Annotated in this window: 17 protein-coding genes and 1 pseudogene; 1 reads left to right on the forward strand and 17 read right to left on the reverse strand. The window is 66.6% G+C overall.

The window, feature by feature from the left end; all coding sequences use genetic code 11:
* Positions 1-193: 193 nt before the first annotated feature.
* The 11 genes and pseudogenes from rpsB to OXM58_00340 all read right to left on the reverse strand — a co-directional run bounded on the left by rpsB (position 194) and on the right by OXM58_00340 (position 12,292).
* A pseudogene (rpsB, locus tag OXM58_00290) lies at positions 194-949 on the reverse strand (30S ribosomal protein S2).
* 317 nt (positions 950-1,266) lie between these two features.
* Positions 1,267-2,541 (reverse strand): NAD(P)/FAD-dependent oxidoreductase, encoded by a 1,275-nt coding sequence (locus tag OXM58_00295; GenBank protein MDE0146786.1) that lies wholly within the window; start codon positions 2,539-2,541, stop codon positions 1,267-1,269.
* A gap of 11 nt (positions 2,542-2,552) precedes the next feature.
* Complete coding sequence (locus OXM58_00300) at positions 2,553-2,864, reverse strand: hypothetical protein (GenBank protein MDE0146787.1); 312 nt, start codon at positions 2,862-2,864, stop codon at positions 2,553-2,555.
* A 225-nt stretch (positions 2,865-3,089) separates the two neighbouring features.
* Complete coding sequence (locus OXM58_00305) at positions 3,090-3,596, reverse strand: hypothetical protein (GenBank protein ID MDE0146788.1); 507 nt, start codon at positions 3,594-3,596, stop codon at positions 3,090-3,092.
* A 77-nt stretch (positions 3,597-3,673) separates the two neighbouring features.
* Complete coding sequence (locus OXM58_00310) at positions 3,674-3,985, reverse strand: metalloregulator ArsR/SmtB family transcription factor (GenBank protein ID MDE0146789.1); 312 nt, start codon at positions 3,983-3,985, stop codon at positions 3,674-3,676.
* Positions 3,986-4,194: 209 nt separating this feature from the next.
* On the reverse strand, positions 4,195-5,298 hold the full coding sequence (locus tag OXM58_00315; GenBank protein MDE0146790.1) for a hypothetical protein: 1,104 nt from the start codon (positions 5,296-5,298) through the stop codon (positions 4,195-4,197).
* Positions 5,299-5,327: 29 nt separating this feature from the next.
* Positions 5,328-6,344 carry an Ldh family oxidoreductase gene (locus tag OXM58_00320; protein MDE0146791.1) on the reverse strand — a complete coding sequence of 339 codons (1,017 nt, stop codon included), beginning with the start codon at positions 6,342-6,344 and terminating at the stop codon, positions 5,328-5,330.
* A gap of 19 nt (positions 6,345-6,363) precedes the next feature.
* Complete coding sequence (locus tag OXM58_00325; protein ID MDE0146792.1) at positions 6,364-7,035, reverse strand: DUF3726 domain-containing protein; 672 nt, start codon at positions 7,033-7,035, stop codon at positions 6,364-6,366.
* Positions 7,019-8,677 carry a hypothetical protein gene (locus OXM58_00330; protein ID MDE0146793.1) on the reverse strand — a complete coding sequence of 553 codons (1,659 nt, stop codon included), beginning with the start codon at positions 8,675-8,677 and terminating at the stop codon, positions 7,019-7,021. Before OXM58_00330 ends, OXM58_00325 begins: the two co-directional genes overlap by 17 nt.
* Before the next feature lie 82 nt (positions 8,678-8,759).
* Complete coding sequence (locus OXM58_00335; GenBank protein MDE0146794.1) at positions 8,760-9,737, reverse strand: membrane dipeptidase; 978 nt, start codon at positions 9,735-9,737, stop codon at positions 8,760-8,762.
* 131 nt (positions 9,738-9,868) lie between these two features.
* Positions 9,869-12,292: an FAD-dependent oxidoreductase gene (locus OXM58_00340; GenBank protein ID MDE0146795.1), complete on the reverse strand. Its 2,424-nt coding sequence runs from the start codon at positions 12,290-12,292 to the stop codon at positions 9,869-9,871.
* 409 nt (positions 12,293-12,701) lie between these two features.
* On the opposite strand from OXM58_00340, the gene OXM58_00345 reads away from it, so the two are divergent.
* Positions 12,702-13,469 (forward strand): glucose 1-dehydrogenase, encoded by a 768-nt coding sequence (locus tag OXM58_00345; GenBank protein ID MDE0146796.1) that lies wholly within the window; start codon positions 12,702-12,704, stop codon positions 13,467-13,469.
* Positions 13,470-13,490: 21 nt separating this feature from the next.
* Here OXM58_00345 and OXM58_00350 read toward each other — a convergent pair whose 3' ends face one another.
* The 6 genes from OXM58_00350 to OXM58_00375 form a co-directional block, all read right to left on the reverse strand.
* Positions 13,491-14,579: a M48 family metallopeptidase gene (locus OXM58_00350; GenBank protein ID MDE0146797.1), complete on the reverse strand. Its 1,089-nt coding sequence runs from the start codon at positions 14,577-14,579 to the stop codon at positions 13,491-13,493.
* Positions 14,580-14,688: 109 nt separating this feature from the next.
* Positions 14,689-15,189 carry a pantetheine-phosphate adenylyltransferase gene (coaD, locus tag OXM58_00355; protein MDE0146798.1) on the reverse strand — a complete coding sequence of 167 codons (501 nt, stop codon included), beginning with the start codon at positions 15,187-15,189 and terminating at the stop codon, positions 14,689-14,691.
* Positions 15,190-15,288: 99 nt separating this feature from the next.
* The gene (gene gyrA / locus OXM58_00360; protein ID MDE0146799.1) at positions 15,289-18,024 is read right to left on the reverse strand and encodes a DNA gyrase subunit A; all 2,736 of its coding nucleotides are present in this window, start codon (positions 18,022-18,024) and stop codon (positions 15,289-15,291) included.
* Positions 18,025-18,271: 247 nt separating this feature from the next.
* The gene (locus OXM58_00365; GenBank protein ID MDE0146800.1) at positions 18,272-18,721 is read right to left on the reverse strand and encodes a sulfur transferase domain-containing protein; all 450 of its coding nucleotides are present in this window, start codon (positions 18,719-18,721) and stop codon (positions 18,272-18,274) included.
* A 313-nt stretch (positions 18,722-19,034) separates the two neighbouring features.
* Positions 19,035-19,781: a class I SAM-dependent methyltransferase gene (locus OXM58_00370; GenBank protein ID MDE0146801.1), complete on the reverse strand. Its 747-nt coding sequence runs from the start codon at positions 19,779-19,781 to the stop codon at positions 19,035-19,037.
* Positions 19,782-19,806: 25 nt separating this feature from the next.
* Positions 19,807-20,985 carry a VWA domain-containing protein gene (locus OXM58_00375; protein MDE0146802.1) on the reverse strand — a complete coding sequence of 393 codons (1,179 nt, stop codon included), beginning with the start codon at positions 20,983-20,985 and terminating at the stop codon, positions 19,807-19,809.
* Positions 20,986-21,255: the final 270 nt, after the last annotated feature.

Consider the following 21,255-nt stretch of genomic DNA (forward strand, 5'->3'; position numbering starts at 1 on the left):
CCGATTCAGGAACCGGTTCCGGGGCGGCTTCCGATTCCGATTCGGGAGCCGGTTCCGAGGCAGTTTCCCCAGCCGGGCTATCGGATTCGGCCGGCGTTTCGGCCGGCGTTTCGGCTGGCGTTTCGGCGGCGTCGGCCGGGTCCGCAACCGGGTCGGCAGTCGCTTCGGCCGCTCCGGCCTCGCCGTCTGCCGCCTCGGGCAACTCCTCGGGCACCGGTGCTTCCGCCTCGCCCAGATCGCCGCCGGACAGCGCCACTTCCTGCGCGAGACCGTCCAGCACCGCGCCCCAGAACAGTTCCAGGTAAATTTCGATGGCGCGCAGCGAATCGTCGTTGCCGGGCACCGGAAAGTCGATGCCCTTGGGATCGCTGTTGCTGTCGATCACCGCGATCACCGGGATCTTCAGCTTGTTCGCCTCGGCGACCGCGATCGCCTCCTTGTTGGTATCGATGACGACGATGATATCCGGCACCGCAGACATTTCCTTGATGCCGCCCAGCGCCTTCTCCAGCTTGTCGCGCTCCCGGGTCAGCTGGAGCAGTTCCTTCTTGGTCAGGCCCTGGGTCTCTTCCTCGTTGCCAAGCTGGGCGTCGAGGGCCTTCAGGCGTGCGATCGAGCGCTGGATGGTCGCCCAGTTGGTCAGCATGCCGCCGAGCCAGCGGTGGTCGACGTAGAACTGGCCGCACCGCTCGGCAGACTGGGCGATCATGCGCGAGGCCTGGCGTTTCGTGCCGACGAACAGCACGCGCCCGCCGGCCGTTGCGACATCCCTCAGCGCGTTCATCGCGCGCTGGAGCATCGGCACGGTCTGCTGAAGATCGATGATGTGGACATTGTTGCGCGCGCCGAAGATGTAGGGCTCCATCTTCGGGTTCCAGCGGCGCGTATTGTGTCCGAAATGGACGCCAGCCTCGAGCAGCTGGCGCATGGTGAAGCTTGGCATCGCCATGGCAATTTCCTTTACCGGTTCGACCGCCGCGGACGTTCATCCGGACCCCGGCGCTTGTCTGGCGCTTCGGTCCGGACACCGGATCGACAGGACCGGAGAGCCCGGTTGCCGCAAATCCGCGTGAGGAGTTGACGCAGCAAGACCTAGGCCAGCGGCACCCGGAGAGCAACGGCCGACCGCGCCATGCGGCAAATCTCCTGATGCCGGCGCATCGGCCCTGTCACACGTCCGCCGACCGGGCTCCCGAAAAGAGAAGGGCCGCCCGAACCGGGCGGCCCCTTTTTCTGCGTTCGCCGATACCGGATCGACGTGCCGGACTATCCCCAGATGTCCGCCGCGATGCTGGCGTACCAGCCGCTGGCGTACCGGGCTTCCTCGGCGCGAAAGCTGGCGGCCGCGCCCTTCGGGCTGACGCCGCCGGAGCCCTTGACGCCGACCAGCTTGCCGCCCTGCCAGGCATAGACCTTGGCGACCGAGATGCCGTATTCCGGCGCCACAAGGCTGTAGCATGTGTTGGCGAAGGACGGGTCGGCCGGGTTCTTGCCGGCCAGCGCATCGACCGCCGCGGCGGCCACCACCTTGCCCTGGCTGCTCGCCGAGAAGCCGGACTTCGGCATCGGCGAGGCGATCGAAGCGTCGCCGATCACATGGACGTCCTTCTGCATGGTCGATGCGAAGGTCCGCCGGTCGACCGGCGCCCAGCCGGACTTGTTGGTCACGCCGGCGATATCGGCCACGTTGCCCGCTTTCTGGGGCGGGATCAGGTTGACCACCGCGCCCTTGTGCTTGGCGCCGAACTCGGTGATGACCGTGTTGTTGGCGACATCGACCTCGGTCACCGGGCCGTCCTTCTTCTGCGGGATCCATTCGATCATCGGCCCGTAGACCTTCTTCCAGCCCTCCATGAACAGGGGCATCTTGGAGAACTTGTCCTTGGAATCGACGATCAGGACCTTGGACTTCGGCTTCTTGGTCTTGAGGTAATGGGCGATCATGCTGGCCCGCTCGTACGGCCCGGGCGGGCAGCGGAACGGGTTGCCCGGCGGTGCCAGGACGACGACGCCGCCGTCATCCATCGCCTCGAGCTGCTTGCGCAGCACGACGGTCTGCGGACCGGCTTTCCAGGCGTGTGGCATCTTCTCGGCCGCCGCCGCGTCATAGCCCTTGATCTTGCCCCACTGGAAATCGATGCCCGGCGACAGGATCAGCTTGTCCCAGCCGATCGAGGCGCCGCCGGCAGTCGTCACCGTTTTCTTGGCGTGATCGACCCCGGTCACCGAATCGTGGACCACCTTGACGCCGCGCTTCGCCATGGCGTCGAAGCCGTGCCCGATCGACCCGATGTCGCGCAGGCCGCCCAGAACGAGGTTGCTGAACGGGCAGGTGTAGAAGGTCTTGTTTGGCTCGATCAGCGTCACCTCGACGGCGTCGCCGCCGAACATCTTGGCGTATTTCGCCGCGCTCGCGCCGCCGAAGCCGCCGCCGACCACAACGATCCGGCCCCCCTTCCCCTGGGCCACCGCAGGGGCGGCGAAAGCCGCCGCCGAAGCGCCCGCTGCAGCGGTAAATTCGCGTCGTGTCAGTCTGCTCATGTCGCGAACTCCTATTTCACGCCGGCAAGATAACCGGCAAGCGAACGGATTTCCGCATCGCTGTAGCCCTTGGCTATCCGCTGCATCACCGTGGATTTCCGCTTGCCGTCGCGGAAACCGATCATTTCCTGGACGATAAACGCCTTGCTCTTGCCCGCAATCGCCGGAATCGAATCCGGACTCTTGCCTGCCGGGCCGTGGCAACTGTAGCAGGACAGGGCAAGGTTGCGGCCGGACGATTCCGCCTGAGCGCCAACCGGCGCAACGGCGATCAGCGCCGCGGAAACAAGCCCGGCTGCGGCCGGGCCATATCCCAGTTTCATGCGCTTCCTCCATCGTTTTCGTCGAACCGGAACAGCCGGCGTCCCGGCGCGGTACCTCTATGCTATGCCGCGTGCGCCGATGTTGGAAGCGATTTCGTCATGGCGGCAGCGGAAAAAAGCCGAATTTCCGGGCGGCACCTTCCTCCGCCGCGCTTCGTCCGACGGGGCGCTGCTCTCGAACCGGCTTCAGCGCCAGCGCCGCCAGAATTCGATTCGGCGAAAAATTCAGCGAGTCTTCAGGAGTTTGCGAATTCTTGCCCGGACCGACGCCGCTTCCGATTCGCTCGCCCGGGCGAGCATGCGGTCCGTCATTTTCCGATATCGCGGGAAGCGAAGCGACAGTTCGTTGAAACCGTCGTAGGCCCAGGCCCTGACGAATTTCCTGTCGCTCCTGACACCGGCCTCCAGAAACCCCTCCAGAGCGGCGCAATCCTCCTCCGCGATATTCAGCCAGGGGATGCACTGGAGCATATGCAGTTTGCTCTCCCAGTGCTCCTGAAGGGAAAGCCCGCCGACAAGCGCACGGCACTCGGCAGCGCTCAGGGTATTGCCGGATTCAAGGTGTTTCTTGAGCAGCCAGGTCGCCGCCCGTTGCGATTTGACCTCTGCGAGATGCTCGAGGATCGTCGCGACGAAACCCTCTTCGGCATGATGGCGCTCGTAGGCCGACTGCAATGCGGCGGCGGACTTGCCGTCCCAGGCGGCCATCGTTTCGGCCAGGGCAGGCGTCACATTCCGCCCGCGACGTCAGGCTGCGCCTTGCGGCCGGAGAAGGCCTCCCGTGCGATCATATCCGGTCGGGAAATCTTCTAGGTTGAGCAAAAGGCCTTGTGGACCGCGCCGATGATCGCCTCGACCTTTGGATCGCTGATCCGGTAGTAGACATTCCTGCGCCGGCGCCGCGTCGCGACCATGCCGCTGCGGCGCAGCTGGGCCAGTTCCTGGGAAATGCTGGACTGCCGCACGTCGAGAAGCTGCTCCAGCTCCATGACGTTGCGTTCGCAGTTCACCAGATAGCAGAGGATCAGCATCCGTTTCGGATTACCGATCGTCTTCAGGAACCGCGCCGCCTCTTCGGCACTGCGCGCCATCGCCTCGGTATCGATCGTGTCGATGGCCACGCAATGGCTCCCCGGCAGTTCTCGCTTTCGGACGGATTCAGGCACACCGCTCGGTCGCGCACCGGGACGCACCGCCCGGCCGAGACCGCTGCACAACATAACCCGCCGCGCGAAATGTTCAAATTTCCGAATATGCCGCCGCCCGCCGGCGCCGCCGGTCCGGTGAGAAATTCAGGCCGGTATTCGGCGCGCCGGCCGCGCCCGAACCGTCATACCTTTTCGCACACCAGATAGATGTGGACATAGTCCATGGCGTGGCCGTCCGGGTTTTCGCGGACCCGGTTCTCGTAATTGTCGTAAAACCGGTCGACGATAGCCTGCCGCTCCGCAGCGGGGCGGGCCGGCGACAGGCCGGCAACGAACGTGTGCTCGCTCCACGACCGCAGGGTCGGTATATATTCGGCGGCGAATTTGCCGGCGTCGCCGTGATCGGAGAAATCGCGTTCATAGGGGCAGCGGACGACCCGGGTCTCGACATGTTTGAGGCGCAGACCGGCCCGGTACACCGCATTTTCACGGTCGGTCAGCGGGGCGCAGAACTGATCGACGGTGCGATAGCACTGGGCGAAATTCGTATCGCGATATTCTTCGGGCGCGATCGCGCCGCGCTCAGCCAGATCGCGCCACAGGTCGTTGAACGTGTCGAACATGCTGACGCCGCCGGTATGGCCGAGATAGCGGCCTGCCTCGTCGATACCGAAATTGAACAGGGCCAGACGACCGCCGGGAACGAGTTCCCGGGCGCGCTGGAGCAGCATGGCCTCCCAGTCGCGCGCGCCCTGCGCTTCGTAGGCTGCGCGCACCGGGCCGGTGGCGCCGACCATGTGGACGTGATCGGGAATCGCGCAGGGTTTCTCGCTGATATAGTGCGACGCCGTGGCCGAAAATCCGAGATGCAGGCTGCCGGGCGGGAATATGCCCTTGTGAAACGAAGTACCGCTCGCAAAGCAGTAAACGTCCGGCATATCCGGAAACGGGCTCGCCAGATCGCTCAGCCCGTGAACGTTCTGAAACAGCTGGCTGAAATCGTTGCGCGGCAGATCGGTGTAGACCATCTGGATCGGATGCCCCGGCGCCCGCCGGCGCAGGGCCGCCAGCACCTTGCCGATCATTTCCATCGAGGTGCCGCCGTCAGCGCAACCAATGTCCGCCACCGTTATCGGACGGCCGTCTTCCGGGATCGGCAGCGAATTTGCGGCGTCGAGAACCAGCGGGGCCGCACCGTCGATGACGTCTTTCGCGCCGGCGGTCGACCTTGAATAGTAGCCGGCGCCTTTCATGGCGACGTCGCGGATGCTGGACCCGCCTGTCATGTCCGGTCCTTCCGTTGACGAATGACGATTCAGGCCGCCAGCGTTCGCACCTTCTCGACGATGGCGGCGTCGACGTCGATCGGGCCGGCCGCCGCCCTGGCCCGCGCCGCCCTGCGGCCGGCGCCATGCACGCGGGCGCCCGGCTGTTCTGCGATGGCGGCGACCAGTTCCGCCACCCGCCCGGCAAACGCGCCGCCGGACGTCGCCTCGGCATCGACCGCAATGAAAAACTGGCCGGTGGCCGGCGGCCCGCCGACGGTCCCGGTAAACGGGCTGGCGTGGATGCCCAGGGTGGCGCCGGCTGCGGCGGCGGCGAACAACTCGACCATGAGTCCGACGCCGAAGCCCTTGTAGCCGCCGCTCGGCAGCATCGAGCCGGCCAGGGCGGCCTCGGGGTCGGTCGTCGGATTGCCTTCGGCGTCCAGGCCCCAGCCTTCGGGAATGGCCTCGCCCCGGCGCGCACATTGCATGACCTCGCTGCGCGCGATGACGCTGGCGCTCTGGTCGATCAGGACATGCGCCTCGCCCTCGCCGTCCGGCGCCGCGACCGTGAAGGGGTTGGTGCCGACCACCTTGCGAGCCCCGCCCGCCGGAGCAATGGCCGCCGGCGAATTCGTAAAACCGATCGCCAGAAGCCCCTGCTGCGCGAGCCTGAAGGAATGCCAGCCCAGGACACCGCAATTGTAGGAATTGCGGATCGCAAGGCAGGCGATCCCCTGTTCCCTTGCCAGCGGAACCAGCCGTTCGAATCCGGCATCGATCGCGGGATGGGCAAAACCGTTGCCGGCGTCCGCCACCAGCGCTGCCGGCCTGGGCTGGCTGACGACCGGCGCCGCAGCGCCCTTCACCCTGCCGCACCGGACGTGCTCGCAATAGATCGGCACATAAGGCAGTCCGTGCGAGGCGACGCCGTCGGCGTGGGCCGCCGCCGAGGACCGGGCGACAGCGCGGGCATTCGCCGTCCCGGTTCCGGCCTTCAGAAGCGCGCGATAGGCCAGATCTTCGATCTCGCCAAGGGTCATGGCAACGGTTTCGGCGGTAGCCATCGTCTCTCCCGTCAAATGCTCAGTCGGTTTCGATCAGATCGCCGCCGCCCGCGCCGCGCGTTTGCGATTCGGCGCTTTCGGCCACATACGTCCGCCCAGCGCGGCGATCTAGGCGGGCATAGACCTCTTTGTCGATCGGGATGCTGCCGTCAAGCCGCGCGGCGCCTTGCAGCGCGGTGCTGCCTTCCACCCTTTCGACCCGGACGGATGTCGCCAGCGGCAACCCCTCAATGGTGCGGCAGGTTTCGGAGATGACATGAGGCCCGACCTCGATCGCGGGCGTATCCGGCCCGGGCGAAACCGCCAGCCGCTCCCCGAGAGCCGCGGCGACGGCTGCAAGAAAGGGCATCGTCAGCAGCGGCCAGCGGACTGTAGAGAGGACCAGTGCGCCGGCGCCGGCACGCGGAATCGGCCTGCCGGCCCGATCCGCCAGCGCGATCCCGGCAAACAGCCCGTCGATCTCGCCGCAGTCCGCGCGCCACACGGCGCCGTCGGGGATCGGGAAGCGGCGCCGCCAGTCCGGCGCGGACAAGCGATCGAGCGCCCCGTCCAGGGCCGACAAGCCGGCAAGGCCGCGCGCCTCCAGCCAGCGCGCCGCGCGGCCGGCTTCGTCGGCCACGCCCCAGGGCAGCCCGGCGCCGCGGGCCGCCTTCGTCGCCAGCGCCTGAATTTCGTTAAGGGAGCAGAGCATCGGCCTGGGCGTCGCCCCGGGGAAAAATCCAGTCGTCCGGCTGCTGGCTTTCCGTTTCGTCCGGATAGGGCGCATGGCAGAACATATTGATGCGCAGCCAGCGATCCGATTTCGGATCGAAATGCGTGGCGCCGAAAAACGCCAGCTTGCAGCGCAGCAGGTTGAGCGGCAGCAGATCGGCGCCGACCAGGTTGTCGCGAATTTGGCCATACGGTCCGAGGTCCGGATCGCAAAGCCGGCGGACGACATGGCGATGCTCCGGGTGGCGCAGCAGGAAATCCGCAAGACAATCTTCCCGCGCCGCCTTGCGCAAATCGGCGCGGCACGCCGCAATGTCGCGGCCGGTCGCGAGCGGAAGTTCCAGGTCTGCGCCCGCCTCCTCCCACCGTTCGCCGAGCCGCGGCTCCAGCTTGTTCGCCGAGACGTACCAGAAGCGCCCCTGCGCCTCCGGCGTCGCATAGTCGGGCTCCAGCGCCCAGCCGTACCGGTCCTCGACAGCCCCGAGAATTTCGCCGACGCTTCCGGGCAGGCCGGCCGGCGCCATTTCCCGTTCGTCGATCGCCATCCGGTCGGCCAGGTCGTCGACCAGACCGCCATACGGCTCGATGAGCAGCGAAACGGTGAGTTCCTGGCCTTCGAGCGACAGCCGGTCGGCCGCCCAGTCGCGGATCCTGGCCCAGGGCCTGGCGGTTTCCGGCCCGAAACCGGCGGAAAACGCCTCCAGCCGATCGATGTCGCCCGCCAGCCGGGCAATCTTTTCCGCCTGCACTTCGTCCGACACGATCCACGCCGCGACATCGGCCCTGGCGCGCCCGATCCACTGCCGGAACACGGCCCAGATTTCCGAAGGCGCGCTTTCCTGTGCGCAAACCCGCGCGAGCGCCGTCTCACGGCATTCGATCCAGCGGGCGAACAGGGCGGGATGGTTGACGATGAACGGCCCGAGACCGAGGCCGGTCGAATTGCCGATTCCCAGCCGGCGCCGGAGCGCCCTGTCGAGCGGCGCGGCGCCGGAGCCGCCCGTGACCCGCGCCATGTGATCGACGAGATCGGCGACAAACTGGCGGATCATCCAGACCGTGAGCATTTCCATGCGGAATGGGCCGCCGAACCCGGCCCGGCCGGCATAGCGATGCCGGTCGGCAATGCCGAACTTGCCGTTGCCGTACACCGCCGTCGTCCGCATGACATAACCGACATCCTCAAGCCGCGCCGCTTCGGGCTGCCGGCCTTCGGCCAGGCAACCGACGACGTAGTCGAAAAGACGCGCACTCTTGTTGGTGCGGGACAGGATCAGATCGGTGTGGCGGTAGCGTCCGGCCTCCTGCTTCGGCGTATTGGCGCGCAGGCGTTCGATTTCGCTGTCGTCGGGAATGCCGTCGTAAAGGACGTAGGTGGCGTCCCAGGCTTCGGCGATCACGCGGTCGGTGCGCATCGCAGGATCGAGGTCGTGGGCCAAACAGACCAGCGAGTAGGTGTGTTCCGGTCCTGCAGCCGCATAGACGGCGACACCGGTTCCGTCGTCGCCGATGTCCCAGCGGTCGTACGCGAACCGGAAGCCGGCGGACCATACATGCCGCAGCGTCGCCCTGAGGAAACTCAGCCGCGTCTGGTGAAAGGCGCCGAGGCGGGCGAGACGCATGACCGTTTCCGGCGGCCGTAGGCGCAGGGTGCGCCCCGTCCGGCCGTCGGGAACCGCAAGGAAGTCGCCGGATGCGCCCAATTCAGGCCGCCTGCGGTTCGAAGGCGCGCTCCATGAAACGGAACCAGTTGTTGCCCATGATCCCCGCGGTCTCCTCCGCCGAGAAGCCCGTATCGCGCAATGCGCGGGCGATGCCGGGGAAATCCTCGTTCGAGCGGAACCAGGACGGCATCTCGGGAAAGCGGACCTGCCGTACGCTTTCCGGCGGCGGCGTGTTCGCGTCCTCCCATACGCCGCTGCGCATCCAGCGGACGATCGAATCCGGCTGGTCCTGGCACAGATCGGAACCGATCCCGATCCGGTCCGCACCCATCAGGTCGGCGGTGCGGGCGGCCATGTCGCAAAAGCTCCGCAGGGTCGTGGCCGGTCCGTCCTTCATGTGATGGGGGTACAGGCTGAAGCCCAGCAGCCCGCCGCTTTCGGCCAGCGCCTTCAGCACGGTCTCCGACTTGTTGCGCCCGGTGTCCCGCCACGTCCGCGGGTTGGCATGGGACACGACGATCGGCCGGGCCGACAGTTCGATGGCCTCCAGTGTGGACCGTTCGGCCGAGTGGGACATGTCGACGACCATGCCGACCCGGTTCATTTCCGCAATCGCCTCCCGCCCTTTCGGCGTGACGCCCTCGTCCGCCGCTTCTTCGACCCATCCGGTCGCCAGCGAGCATTTCGCATTGTAGGAGAGTTGCATGAACCGGACGCCGCGGCCGTGGAGGTCTTCGATCCGGGCCAGATCGTCCTCGACGGGCGTGCAATTCTGCATGCCGAAGAAAACGGCCGTCTTGCCCGCCGCCTGCGCCTCCCGGATGTCGGCCGCCGTCCGCCCCGGCAGGACATGGTCGCCGAAGCGGTCGAACAGGACCGACCATTCGTCGAGCCGGCCGAGCGCGCCGCAATAGCCCTCGTGATAGACGACGGTCGTGTGGACCGCGTCTACGCCGCCGGAGCGCAACTGGCGGAATATCCTTTCCGACCACCGGCAATATTGCAGGCCGTCGATCACTGTATCGGGTTTACGGTCCGAAACGATCTCGATTCTCCCGGAAGCCGCGGCGGGCCGCTTCGCGTTCAATAACAGCAAAACCGATTCGGCAAACAGCGGAAATCCGCTGCACGGGCCGGCCGAACCGCTCGCTACATCCGCATCTTTTCGCCCGGGGGATCGTACGGCGAGGCCGGAATCACGGCCGCTTCGCGCTCCACGCCGACGATATGGGTCCGAAGCACCGTGCCGGGTTCGGCGAACTCCGGTTCGACCAGGGCCATCGCGAGGCTCTTGCCGACGATATGGCCGTAGCCGCCGGAGGTGATGAATCCGACCCGCCGGCCGCGGAGCCAGACCGGTTCGAACCCGGACGCGTCGGCATCGGGCGAGTCGACCTCCAGCGTCACCAGCCGCTGGGGCGCGGTATTCTTCTCGCGCTCCGCCAGGGCGGCTTCCCGGCCGACGAAGTCGCCCTTGCCGAAGGCGATCCAGCGGTCGAGGCCGGTCATGCCCGGCGTATAGCCCTGGGTGAATTCGGCCGACCATATGCCGAAGCTTTTCTCCAGGCGCAATGAATTGAGGGCGTAGTAGCCGTATTCGCGGATTCCGGCCGCCTTGCCGGCTTCCAGCAGCATTTCGCGCAGGGTGACATGCGCCGCCGCCGGGCAGTTGATCTCGTAGCCCAGTTCGCCCGCGACCGAGAGCCGGCCGACCCGGGCGCGGACCAGCCCGACATCCATGAGGCGGCAACTCATGAACGGCAGGGCCTCGTGGCTCACATCCTCATGGGTCAGCGCGGCCAGCACGTCGCGGGATTTCGGGCCGGACAGCGAAAAGCCGACGGTGGCGTCGGAGATATCGCGCACCTGCACGTCGCCGTCGCGCGTCGGGTCGAGCCGGTCGTGGAACCAGCGCATATGCCATTCGCGCAGATAGTAGGAGCCCATGATCCACCAGGAACCGTCGCCCCAGTTCAGGATCGTGAGGTCGCCCTTCAGGCGGCCGTCCGGCGCCAGCATCGGCGACAGGCGCACCCGGCCCGGTTTCGGCAAGCGTCCCGCCATGGTTCGGTCGAGCCAGGCCTCGGCGTCCCGGCCCGTGACCTCGTAGCGGGAGAAGCCGGTGATATCGAGCAGCCCGACACCCTCGCGCACGGCACGGCATTCCTCGCCGACCAGCCCGAAGGCGTTCGACCGCTTGAGCGTCGGCGTCTCCTCGAAACCCTCAGGCGCAAACACCAGCGGCACCTCCAGACCCCAGCTTACCCCCCACAGCGCGCCCGCCGCCTTCATCGCATCGTGAGCCGGCGCCTTGTTGAGCGGCCGGCCTGCCGGAAGCTGCTCGTTCGGGTAGGTCATCACGAAGCGGCGGGAATAGAACTGGCCGGTCGTCTGGCGGATATATTCGCGGTTCGAGGCGAACGGCCCGTAGCGCGCAATGTCCATCGGCCAGGCGTCGGCCTCGGGCTCGCCGTGGATCATCCATTCGGCGAGCGTCTTGGCGACGCCGCCACCCTGCAGGAAGCCCGCCATCACCCCGCAGGCCAGCCAGTAGTTCGGCAACCCGCGCACCGGTCCGACCAGCGGATTGCCGTCGGGCGAGAAGGTGAAGGCGCCGTTCACCCAGTTCTTGACGCCCACCTCCTGCAAGACCGGATAGCGCGTGAACGCCATTTCCAGCTCGCGGGCGATCCGGTCGGTATCCTCCTGGATCAGGTCGAAGCCGTAGTCCCAGGGCGCGCCGTCGATATTCCAGTGCTGGTGGTCGATCTCGTAGATGCCGACCAGGACGCCCTTCTGGTCCTGGCGCAGATAGGTGAAGCCTTCCAGATCTACCGTCATCGGCACTTCGAAATCGAGCGCCTCGATTTCCGGAATGGATTCCGTCACCAGATAGTGGTGGGCCAGCGGCGACACCGGCAGTTCGAGGCCGACCATGCGGCCGACCTGCTTGGCCCACAGGCCGGCGGCGTTGACGACATGCTCGGCGAGGATCGTGCCGTTCTCGGTCACGACCTCCCAGGAACCGTCCGGCCGCTGCCTCAGTTCGAGGACCCGGTTGTGCTCGATCACCGTCGCGCCCCGCTTGCGCGCCGCGCCGGCATAGGCGTGGACCGTGCCGGTGGTGTCGACATAGCCTTCGCGGTCGGCCCAAAGTCCGCCGATCACGCCGTCGACATCCATGATCGGGCAACGTTCCCTGATCTCCGCCGGCGTCATCAGGTGGCAGTCCTCGATGCCGATGGTCTGGAAGATGCGGTAGGTGCTCTGGAGCCATTCCCAGCGCGCCGGCGCCGAGGCGACCGTGATCCCCCCGGTCATGTGCAGGCCGATATCCTGGCCCGATTCCGGCCCGATCTCGCGCAGCAGGTCGATGGTGTAGGCCTGGAGCGCCGCCATGTTCGGGTCGGCGTTGAGCGCATGGATACCGCCCGCGGCGTGCCAGGACGACCCGGCGGTGAGCACCGAGCGCTCGACCAGCGCAATGTCGGTCCAGCCATACTTGGCCAGATGATAGAGGACCGAGGCGCCGACCACCCCGCCGCCGATCACCACGACCCGATACTGGTCCATCGTTTCGCTCCTTACACGCGCCGGATACCGCTTCCGTTTTCCGGCCGGCGTTGCCGAACCGGGCTCACTAAAGCGAATTGCCCGGGCGATCCAGAAACGATTTGTCGAGGCGGTGTAACCCGATCTTCCCTCAATGCCGCGCCGGACGGAGCGCAGCGACGATCGGGGGCCCAAGGGCCACAAGTGCAGGCCCGTCGGGTCGACTCTGGTTCCCGGCTCTCCCTCCGGTCGGCCGGGGCGGCAAGGAAGGTGGGTCGGCGAGGGTTTTGCGTCCTGTCCGACACTTGAGACGCGGCGCAAGGCCGGCGCGCGGCGAAATGGCCCGGAAGCCGGCGGCATTTGCGCGGCGGTCCGGGGCCGGGCCGGAGTAGTGTTGCCCGCCGGGAACACGGCGATACGGGAGCACGACATGCGCGGCCTGGACGGAAAAAATGCGTTGGTAACCGGCGGCGGCGCCGGCATCGGCCGCGCAATCTGCCGGCGGCTCGGCGAGGAAGGGGTAACCGTCGGCGTCCTTGACCGCGACGGCCCGACGGCGCGCGAGACGGCGGACCTGATCGCCGGAAACGGCGGCCGGGCGACGGCATTCGAGGCCGACATCACGGACTATGACGCGGTCGCCGACGCGGTGTCGGCCTTCGAAGCGGCTGCCGGCCCGCTCGACATCCTCGTCAACAATGCCGGCATCGACATCGCGATGCCGTTCCTCGCCACCGATACCGCCCTGTGGCGCAGGATCGTCGAGATCAACCTCTTCGGGCCGCTCAACCTGCACCATATCGCGGTACGCGGCATGGCCGAGCGCCGGTCCGGCAAGGTGATCAACATTTCGTCGGATGCCGCGCGGGTCGGCTCTTCGGGCGAGTCGGTCTACGCCGCCTGCAAGGGCGGCATCATCTCGTTTTCCAAGACGCTGGCGCGGGAACTGGCCCGGCGCAACGTGCAGGTGAACTGCATCTGCCCGGGGCCGACCGACACTAATCTGTTCCGCACTTTCGCCGGCGACGACGAAGCCGGGCAGAAGCTGGTCGTCGCCCTCGAACGGGCCATTCCGATGCGCCGTCTCGGCCAGCCGGACGACTATCCCGGTATCGTCGCCTTCCTGGCCAGCAGCGACGCCGACTTTATCACGGGCCAGACGATCAGCGTGTCCGGCGGGCTGACGATGGCCGGGTAATACCGGATCCGCACCGGACGGCTATTGGGTCGGGCCCGACCCCGCCGGCTTCGAGGCCGGCTTCCTGCTGGATTTCATGTACGGAATCAGCGGTTCTCCCCGCGCCCGCTTCCCGGCGACTTCCCTGGTCGCCGCTTCCACGGCGAGGAACCGTTTGGCGCTCGACGGGTGGGTCGTGCCCTGGAGGCCGATCGCGCGGGGATGCGCCGCCGCCATCCGGCGCCAGAAATGGGCGGCTTTCTTGGTGTCGTAGCCCGCTTTTGCCGCATAGTAGACGCCGACATAATCGGCCTCGGCCTCGAATTCCTGGCTGAAGGCGAGCACGCCAAGCTGCATCATCGGATCGATGACGTTGACGCCGCTCAGCCCGGTAAGGATCGCGCCGATAATGCCGCCGAGGATCATGTTGCCGGTCTTGGCTTCGATATGGCCCATCGTGTTGTGGGCCAGTTCGTGCCCGATCACGAAGGCAAGTTCGTCATCCGCTTCGGCAAAGCGCATCAGGCCCGAGGTGACGATGATCCGGCTGCCGTCGGCAAAGGCGTTCACGCTGTCGTCGTTGCGCAGGAAGGTCGGATAGTTGCAGACCATCGCCGGCGTCAGTTCGACAGGGACCAGATTGCCGCCGCGCCGCACCGTCAGGCTGAGCGGCCTGCCGTTGCCTTCCGCAATCAGCTTTGCGACCCGGGACCGCCCCGAACTGCCGCCTCCTATGATCTCTCCGTTCACCGAGACGATCCGGTCGCCGACAGCCAGTTCCGCCCGCGCGGCGGGGCCGCCCCCGAAGACCGAGATCACGGTCATCTGCCGCGTAACGCCGTAGAGGCTGGCATAGGCCTCCCGGTATTCCGGCGGCGCGCTGTCCCGGTCCATGGTCAGGAAGCCGACCGCCGGCGCCTTTTCCTTGCAGAGGTCGACGTTGGCCGCGCGAACGGCGAAATCGACCCGGCGGAGGCGGTCCTGCACCTTCATGCGTTCGAGGACGACGATTTCGCGCTGTTTGCGGGCCTCTTCCTCCGCGGCCTTGCGCGAAATCTCCGGAACCCGCGACTGCGGCGCGCAGGCGGCGAGCGCGACGGCCAGAAGAACGAACAGGGGCAGGTGTTTCATTCCGGCTCTTTCCGATTTGTACCTGTTTAGTTCGCCCAAGACTGCCGCGGCCGCCCCGCGGCGTCAACCCCGCTGGAGCCGGCGCCGGCCCGGATCTGCAATCCCGTATTCAGGAGAATTTAGCCCGCAGGGCCGTTGCAGTGTTCGGCGGCACGAAGCTCTCGATGTCGCCGCCCAGCGAGGCGATTTCCTTGACCAGCCGGGATGCGATGAACTGCTGCTGCTCGGACGCCATCAGGTAGACCATCTCGACATCCGGATTGAGCCGGGCGTTCATCCCCGCCATCTGGAACTCGTAGTCGAAATCCGAGACCGCCCGCAGGCCGCGGATAATCATCACGGCGTCGTTTTCCTCCGCGAAATGCATCAGCAGATTGCCGAAAACCTTGACCTGCGCCTGGCCGCCGTCGTTCGCCCCGTTGACGATCCGGAGTTCGTGTTCGACCAGGGCCAGCCGTTCGTCGAGCGTGAACAGCGGAGTCTTGCCGATGTTTTCCGCCACGGCGACGATCAGGCGATCGCAGATCCGCAGGGCGCGCCGGATGATATCGACATGCCCGTTCGTGATCGGGTCGAAGGTGCCCGGATAAACTGCGATACGCTCGGCCATGGATGCGCTCCCCCTTCGCGATGCGACTGGCGAAACGCCTAGGCGGACGCGGCCGGGAATGCAACGGCCAATCCGGCGCGGCGGGAAGGCCGCTTCGTCTCAGGCGGAGCCAGCTTCCGGGCCGGCTTCCGGGTGGGATTCCGCCGCGCCGTTCGCATCGCGCAGGCGCGAGACCGAGACGACCCGCTCGTCGTCGTCCAACCGGAACAGGTAGACGCCACGGGTCTTGCGGCCGACGACACCGATGCCGTCCACGGGGACGCGGATGATCTGTCCGCCATTGGTCACGAGGATCAGTTCGTCCTCTTTCTCCACCGGGAAAGCGCCTACAACCCGGGCTTCGCTGCCGTCGCGATCGAGATCCATGTTGACGATACCGATGCCGCCGCGGCCGGTGATGCGATACTCATAGGCCGAGGTGCGCTTGCCGAGACCGTCATCCGAGACCGCCAGCACAAATTCCTCGACGGCGTGCATCTCCGACCATGGCGCTTCGACGATCCGCGCCGCGAGTTCGACATCCTCCCGGTTGGGAGTTTCACCCTGCTCGATCCGCGAGCCGGCCCGCTTATGCGCGTTGGCGATGCGGACATACTCATCCCGGGTTTCGGTATCGGCATCGATATGATTCAGGATGGACAGGGAGATGATCCGGTCTCCCGCCGCCAGCCTGATTCCGCGCACGCCACGCGAATCCCGCCCCCGGAAGCGTCGCACGTCGGCCACCGGGAAACGGATCGCCCGGCCGGCGGCGGTGGCCAGCAGCACGTCCTGCCCGGCGTCGCAGGTTTCGACCCCGACCAGCGTCTCGCCCTCATCCAGCTTCATGGCGATCTTGCCGTTCGCCCGGACATTGACGAAATCGGCGAGCGAGTTGCGCCGCACCGTGCCGCTGCTGGTCGCGAACATCACGTCGAGGTCCGGCCACTCCGATTCGTCGGGCAACGGCAGGATGATCGAAATGTTTTCGCCCGGCTGGAGCGGCAGCATGTTGACCATGGCCTTGCCGCGCGCCTGGGGCGTGCCGAGGGGCAGCCGGTAGACCTTGAGCTTGTAGACCATGCCGGTCGAGGAGAAGAACAGCACCGGCGTGTGGGTGTTGACGACATAGACTTGGTCGACGAAATCCTCTTCCTTGGTCTTCATGCCGGCGCGGCCCTTGCCGCCGCGCCTCTGCGCCCGGTAGGTGGCGAGCGGCACGCGCTTGATATAGCCGCCGTGGGTGAAGGTGAGGACCATGTCCTCGCGCTGGATCAGGTCTTCGATATCCTGGTCGAAATCCCCGTCCTCGATCGCGGTGCGGCGCGGATCGGCATAGGTTTCCCGCATTTCCCCGAGTTCCTCGCGCAGGATTTCGAGAACCCGGATGCGCGAACCGAGGATATCGAGATAGTCGCGGATTTCCTCGACAATCTGCCGGAGGTCCGCGCCGATCTTGTCGCGCTCGAGGCCCGTGAGGCGATGCAGCCGCAGATCGAGGATGGCGCGCGCCTGCGCTTCGGAGAGCCGGTAGCCGCCGTCTTCGCCGACCAGGCGGCCGGGCTCCGCGATCAGCGCGATCAGCGGCGCGACGTCGGCCGCCGGCCAGGCCCGCTCCATCAACTGTTCCCGCGCGGCGGCGGCGTCCGGAGCGTGGCGGATCAGCGCCACGACCTCGTCGATATTGGCGACCGCGACGGCAAGGCCGGCCAGCGTGTGCGCCTTGCCGCGCGCTTCCTCGAGCAGGAACGCGGTGCGCCGGACGATGATCTGCTCGCGGAAGGCCAGGAAGGCCCTGAGCACCTCCAGGAGCCCCATCTGCTCCGGCCGGCCGCCGTTCAGGGCCAGCATGTTGACGCCGAAGCTGGTCTGGAGCTGGGTGAAGCGGAAGAGCTGGTTCAGCACCACCTCCGGATCGGCGTCGCGCTTGACCTCGACCACCAGGCGCACGCCTTCCCGGTCGGATTCGTCGTTGGCGCCGGCGATACCTTCGATCTGCTTGGAGCGGGCGAGATCGCCGATCTTCTCCAGCACCCTCTCCTTGTTCACCTGGTAGGGAACTTCGGTGAACACCAGGTTCTCGCGCCCGTTGCGGCCGGGCTCGACCTTGTGGCGCGCGCGCATGACGACGGCGCCGCGGCCGGTGCGGTAGGCCTCGTGGATGCCGGCCCGGCCCATGACCAGGGCGCCGGTCGGGAAATCCGGTCCCGGCAGCAGCTCCATGATATCTTCGAGCGCGGCGTCGGGATCGCCGATCAGCGCCAAGCAGGCGTCGATCACCTCGCCCAGATTGTGCGGCGGAATGTTGGTCGCCATGCCGACCGCGATGCCGCCGGCGCCGTTGACCAGCAGGTTGGGATAGCGCGCAGGCAGGACGATCGGCTCGCGCCGGGATTCGTCGTAATTGTCCTGGAAATCGACCGTGTTGCGGTCGATGTCGTCGAGCAGCGACTCCGCCGCCTTCGCGAGCCGCGCCTCGGTGTAGCGCATGGCCGCCGGGGGATCGCTGTCCATCGAGCCGAAATTGCCCTGGCCGTCGATCAGCGGCAGGCGCATGGAGAAGGGCTGCGCCATGCGCACCAGCGCGTCGTAGATCGCCTGGTCGCCGTGGGGATGGTATTTGCCCATCACGTCGCCGACGATCAGGGCAGACTTGCGGTACGGCTTGTCGCTGGTGTAGCCGCCCTCGCGCATGGCGTAGAGAATGCGCCGGTGGACCGGCTTGAGGCCGTCGCGCACGTCCGGAATCGCCCGGGCCACGATCACGCTCATGGCGTAATCGAGATAGGAGCGCTTCATCTCCTCTTCGATGGAAATGGGCGCGATGTCGCGTTCGGGCGTCGTCGGCTCGGCCAAGGCGGTTCGAACTCGCTAGATCGAAGGGTACTGCAGCGGATTCCGGCGGTTGAAACCGCGGAAAACCGGCAATGCTGGGTGCTGTGTCGGGACTACCGAACGGCGAAGCGGGTCGGGAGCGGAAAACACCACAAAATTTAGCATGCGGCGGGGCCGGTTACAACAATATGATGTGGTGTGAAGGCCCGAATTTCGCAACAGGCGCCGCATATTCGCCATTCGGCAGGCGCACGGCTCCGGTACGAATTCAGGCCCGTTTCGCCTGGACGTATGCCGCCACTTTCGGAGCGAGTTCCGGCGCTATCGCGATCCCGGCTTCGTCCGCCTTTCGCGCCGCCTCATCCGGCTCCCATCGCTCGCCGATCGTGCAGACCGCCAGCGTCATGGCGGCGGCCCGGGCGCCCGACGCGCAATGGATCAGGATGGGCGCCGGCAGCTCCTGCATCCGCCGGCTGAGGTCGTCGGTCTTCTCGACATCGCCGACCTGGGGCGGCGCCAGGGGAAAGTGCAGCCACGCCATGCCGGCCGCCTCGACCGCGGCGCCTTCGCTCTCCGGCGGCAGAATTTCGCCGCGCTCCCCGGCCATGCGCAGGCTGACGACGGCGCCGAAGCCCTGCGTCTTGAATTCGGCGATTTGAGCGGCATCCGGCGCGCCGTCGGCGACAGCAAACCGGCCGGTGAGAAAGCGGATGTTCATGGCAGCGTTTTATATATTCAATTGTGCGAATGTAAATCCGCTGCGGCGATGTACCGTGTCGGGAAGGAGGTCCAACGCGCTTCCGCAGCCCAAGGATCGACGGCCCCACCCCGGTGTTGCGGAACTCGCTCGCATTCCGGGTCGCGACGGCGGGCCCGCGCATGGCGGCAGCGGCCGCGAGGAAGGCACTCGGCACACGGTTGTCGAGCGGCCCGCCGCACGCCCGCCGCCGCCGTCTCGCCGGTCCTCGGGTTGCCGCTCCCCCTGTCCTGCTTCTTGCGGTCGCGGATTCCGTGCCGCCGGCGGTCAGGGCTCAGCCGTCGCTGCGCTGAAGGACGAAGAAGGTGTAGCCCGCTTCATCGGAAAAGCGCCGGACGACGTCGATTTCCCTTCGAAGACCCGCAAGGACTTGCTGGACGCCGGTATCGGCACATCCCGCAAGTTCGGCTGCGCGCGCCGCCAGCGGGACGTAGTAGGCGTCATGCGCCGCCTTCGGCATCCGAAAGCCGGTGACGACCCGATAGCCGGCAGCCTCGGCGCGAGACCGGATCGCGGCTTCGGACGTCATGTCCGGATATTCCGCCGCCCAGAATGCGCGAGCCTCTTTCGAGAGATCGCTGGTCCACCGGACGGCGTCGCTGAAGGCGACGCAGCCGCTCGGACGAAGCCAGGGGCGCCACAGGGCGAAGGCCCGTTCCATGCCCACGACGTAGATGGAGCCCTCGGCCCAGATCAGGTCGATACTCCCCGCGGCGACCTCGATCTTCGCCATGTCCCCGCACAGCACATCGACGCGGTCCGCAAGGCCCGCCTCGCGGGCGCGTTCGGCGATCCGCCCGGCGAAGGGCGCGTGGATCTCGACCGCCGTGACCTGCGCGTGCGGGAGCGCCTGCGCCAGGGCGAAGGTCGTGCGGCCGCGCCCCGCTCCGAGATCGAGCACCTGCCTGACGGCATCGCGGCCCAGCACCGCGTCCAGCGCGCGCAGCGTCGACGTGTCGATGCCCGGCGCACCCTGCGGCAACGGCCCGAAGACCTCGTAGATGGCGGCGTCTTCGGACACGGGACGCGCCGACGACCGCCCGCCCCTAGTGGCTCAGTTCCTTGATCGCGTCGTCGAGACCCTGGAGGGTCAGTTCGAACATGCGGCGCTCGAAGATATCGCCGATCATGCCGATCGAGGGGGTGTACTGCCAGTGCCGCCGGGGCACCGGGTTGAGCCAGACGCAATGGGTGAAGGTCTGGGTAATCCGGTTGAGCCAGACCTCGCCGGCCTCCTCGTTCCAGTATTCGACCGAGCCGCCCGGCATGGCGATCTCGTAGGGGCTCATGGAGGCGTCGCCGACGAAGATCACCTTGTAGTCGCTGCCGTAGGTGTGGAGCATGTCCCAGGTCTGCATCGGGTCGCTGTTGCGCCGGCGGTTGTCCTCCCAGACGTAGTCGTACAGGCAGTTGTGGAAGTAATAGTATTGCAGGTGCTTGAACTCGGTCTTGCAGGCCGAGAACAGCTCCTCGCACACCTTGACGTGCGGGCTCATCGAGCCGCCGACGTCGAAGAAGATCAGCACCTTCACGGCGTTGTGCCGCTCCGGCACCATCTTGATGTCGAGCCAGCCCTGCCTGGCGGTGGAGTGGATGGTGTCCGGCAGGTCGAGCTCGTCGGCCGCCCCTTCGCGGGCGAAGCGGCGCAGCTTGCGCAGGGCAATCTTGATGTTGCGCGTGCCGAGCTCGATCGAATCGTCCAGATTGCGGAACTCGCGCTTGTCCCAGACCTTGACGGCCGAGAAGTTGCGGTTGCCGTCCTGGCCGATGCGCACGCCTTCGGGATTGTAGCCGTAGGCGCCGTAGGGGCTCTTGCCGGCCGTGCCGATCCACTTGTTACCGCCCTGGTGCCGGCCTTTCTGCTCTTCGAGGCGCTTCTTCAGCTCCTCCATGAGCTTTTCCCAGCCGCCCATGGCCTCGATCTCGGCCTTCTCCTCCTCGGTCAGGTGAAGCTCGGCCATCTTGCGCAGCCAGTCTTCCGGGATGTTGGCCGGATCGAACAGCTCGGACAGCATCTCCAGCCCCTTGAAGACATGGCCGAATACCCGGTCGAACTTGTCGAGATTGCGCTCGTCCTTCACCAGCGCCGAGCGGGACAGATAGTAGAAATCGTCGACCCGGTAGTCGGCCAGCCCCTGCTTCACCGCTTCGAGCAGCAGCAGGTACTCCTTCATGCTGACCGGCAGATTGGCCTTGCGGAGTTCGAGGAAGAAGCTGGTGAACATGGCGCTCGTCGAGACCCGTCGGGAATATCCCGCCTGCCGCAACGTCAGGCGTGCTTTCGGCAGCCGCAATTGAGGCCGGCCGTAGTTGACACCTTTTCCGACGTCGGGCAAGGTCAGGAGCGCCGTGGATCGATTCACCGGCAATACGCCACGGTCCTGCCAGATGCCATGACACCGGTCGGGCTCCGGAAATCCCAGGGTGCAGGAAAAGCCTCCGATACCGGATGACATGCTGCTCAAGTGGCAGCGAATCGTAGACATTCTCGCTCG

It is taken from the genome of Rhodospirillaceae bacterium (genome assembly GCA_028819475.1).
Taxonomy (GTDB): domain Bacteria; phylum Pseudomonadota; class Alphaproteobacteria; order Bin65; family Bin65; genus Bin65.

Excerpts from the sequence above, each read along its gene's own strand:
- OXM58_00295 (MDE0146786.1), bottom strand. The coding sequence starts at position 2,541 with ATGAGCAGACTGACACGACGCGAATTTACCGCTGCAGCGGGCGCTTCG.
- OXM58_00300 (MDE0146787.1), bottom strand. The coding sequence starts at position 2,864 with ATGAAACTGGGATATGGCCCGGCCGCAGCCGGGCTTGTTTCCGCGGCG.
- OXM58_00315 (MDE0146790.1), bottom strand. The coding sequence starts at position 5,298 with ATGACAGGCGGGTCCAGCATCCGCGACGTCGCCATGAAAGGCGCCGGC.
- OXM58_00320 (MDE0146791.1), bottom strand. The coding sequence starts at position 6,344 with ATGGCTACCGCCGAAACCGTTGCCATGACCCTTGGCGAGATCGAAGAT.
- OXM58_00325 (MDE0146792.1), bottom strand. The coding sequence starts at position 7,035 with ATGCTCTGCTCCCTTAACGAAATTCAGGCGCTGGCGACGAAGGCGGCC.
- OXM58_00330 (MDE0146793.1), bottom strand. The coding sequence starts at position 8,677 with ATGCGTCTCGCCCGCCTCGGCGCCTTTCACCAGACGCGGCTGAGTTTC.
- OXM58_00340 (MDE0146795.1), bottom strand. The coding sequence starts at position 12,292 with ATGGACCAGTATCGGGTCGTGGTGATCGGCGGCGGGGTGGTCGGCGCC.
- OXM58_00345 (MDE0146796.1), top strand. The coding sequence starts at position 12,702 with ATGCGCGGCCTGGACGGAAAAAATGCGTTGGTAACCGGCGGCGGCGCC.
- OXM58_00350 (MDE0146797.1), bottom strand. The coding sequence starts at position 14,579 with ATGAAACACCTGCCCCTGTTCGTTCTTCTGGCCGTCGCGCTCGCCGCC.
- coaD (MDE0146798.1), bottom strand. The coding sequence starts at position 15,189 with ATGGCCGAGCGTATCGCAGTTTATCCGGGCACCTTCGACCCGATCACG.
- OXM58_00365 (MDE0146800.1), bottom strand. The coding sequence starts at position 18,721 with ATGAACATCCGCTTTCTCACCGGCCGGTTTGCTGTCGCCGACGGCGCG.
- OXM58_00375 (MDE0146802.1), bottom strand. The coding sequence starts at position 20,985 with ATGTTCACCAGCTTCTTCCTCGAACTCCGCAAGGCCAATCTGCCGGTC.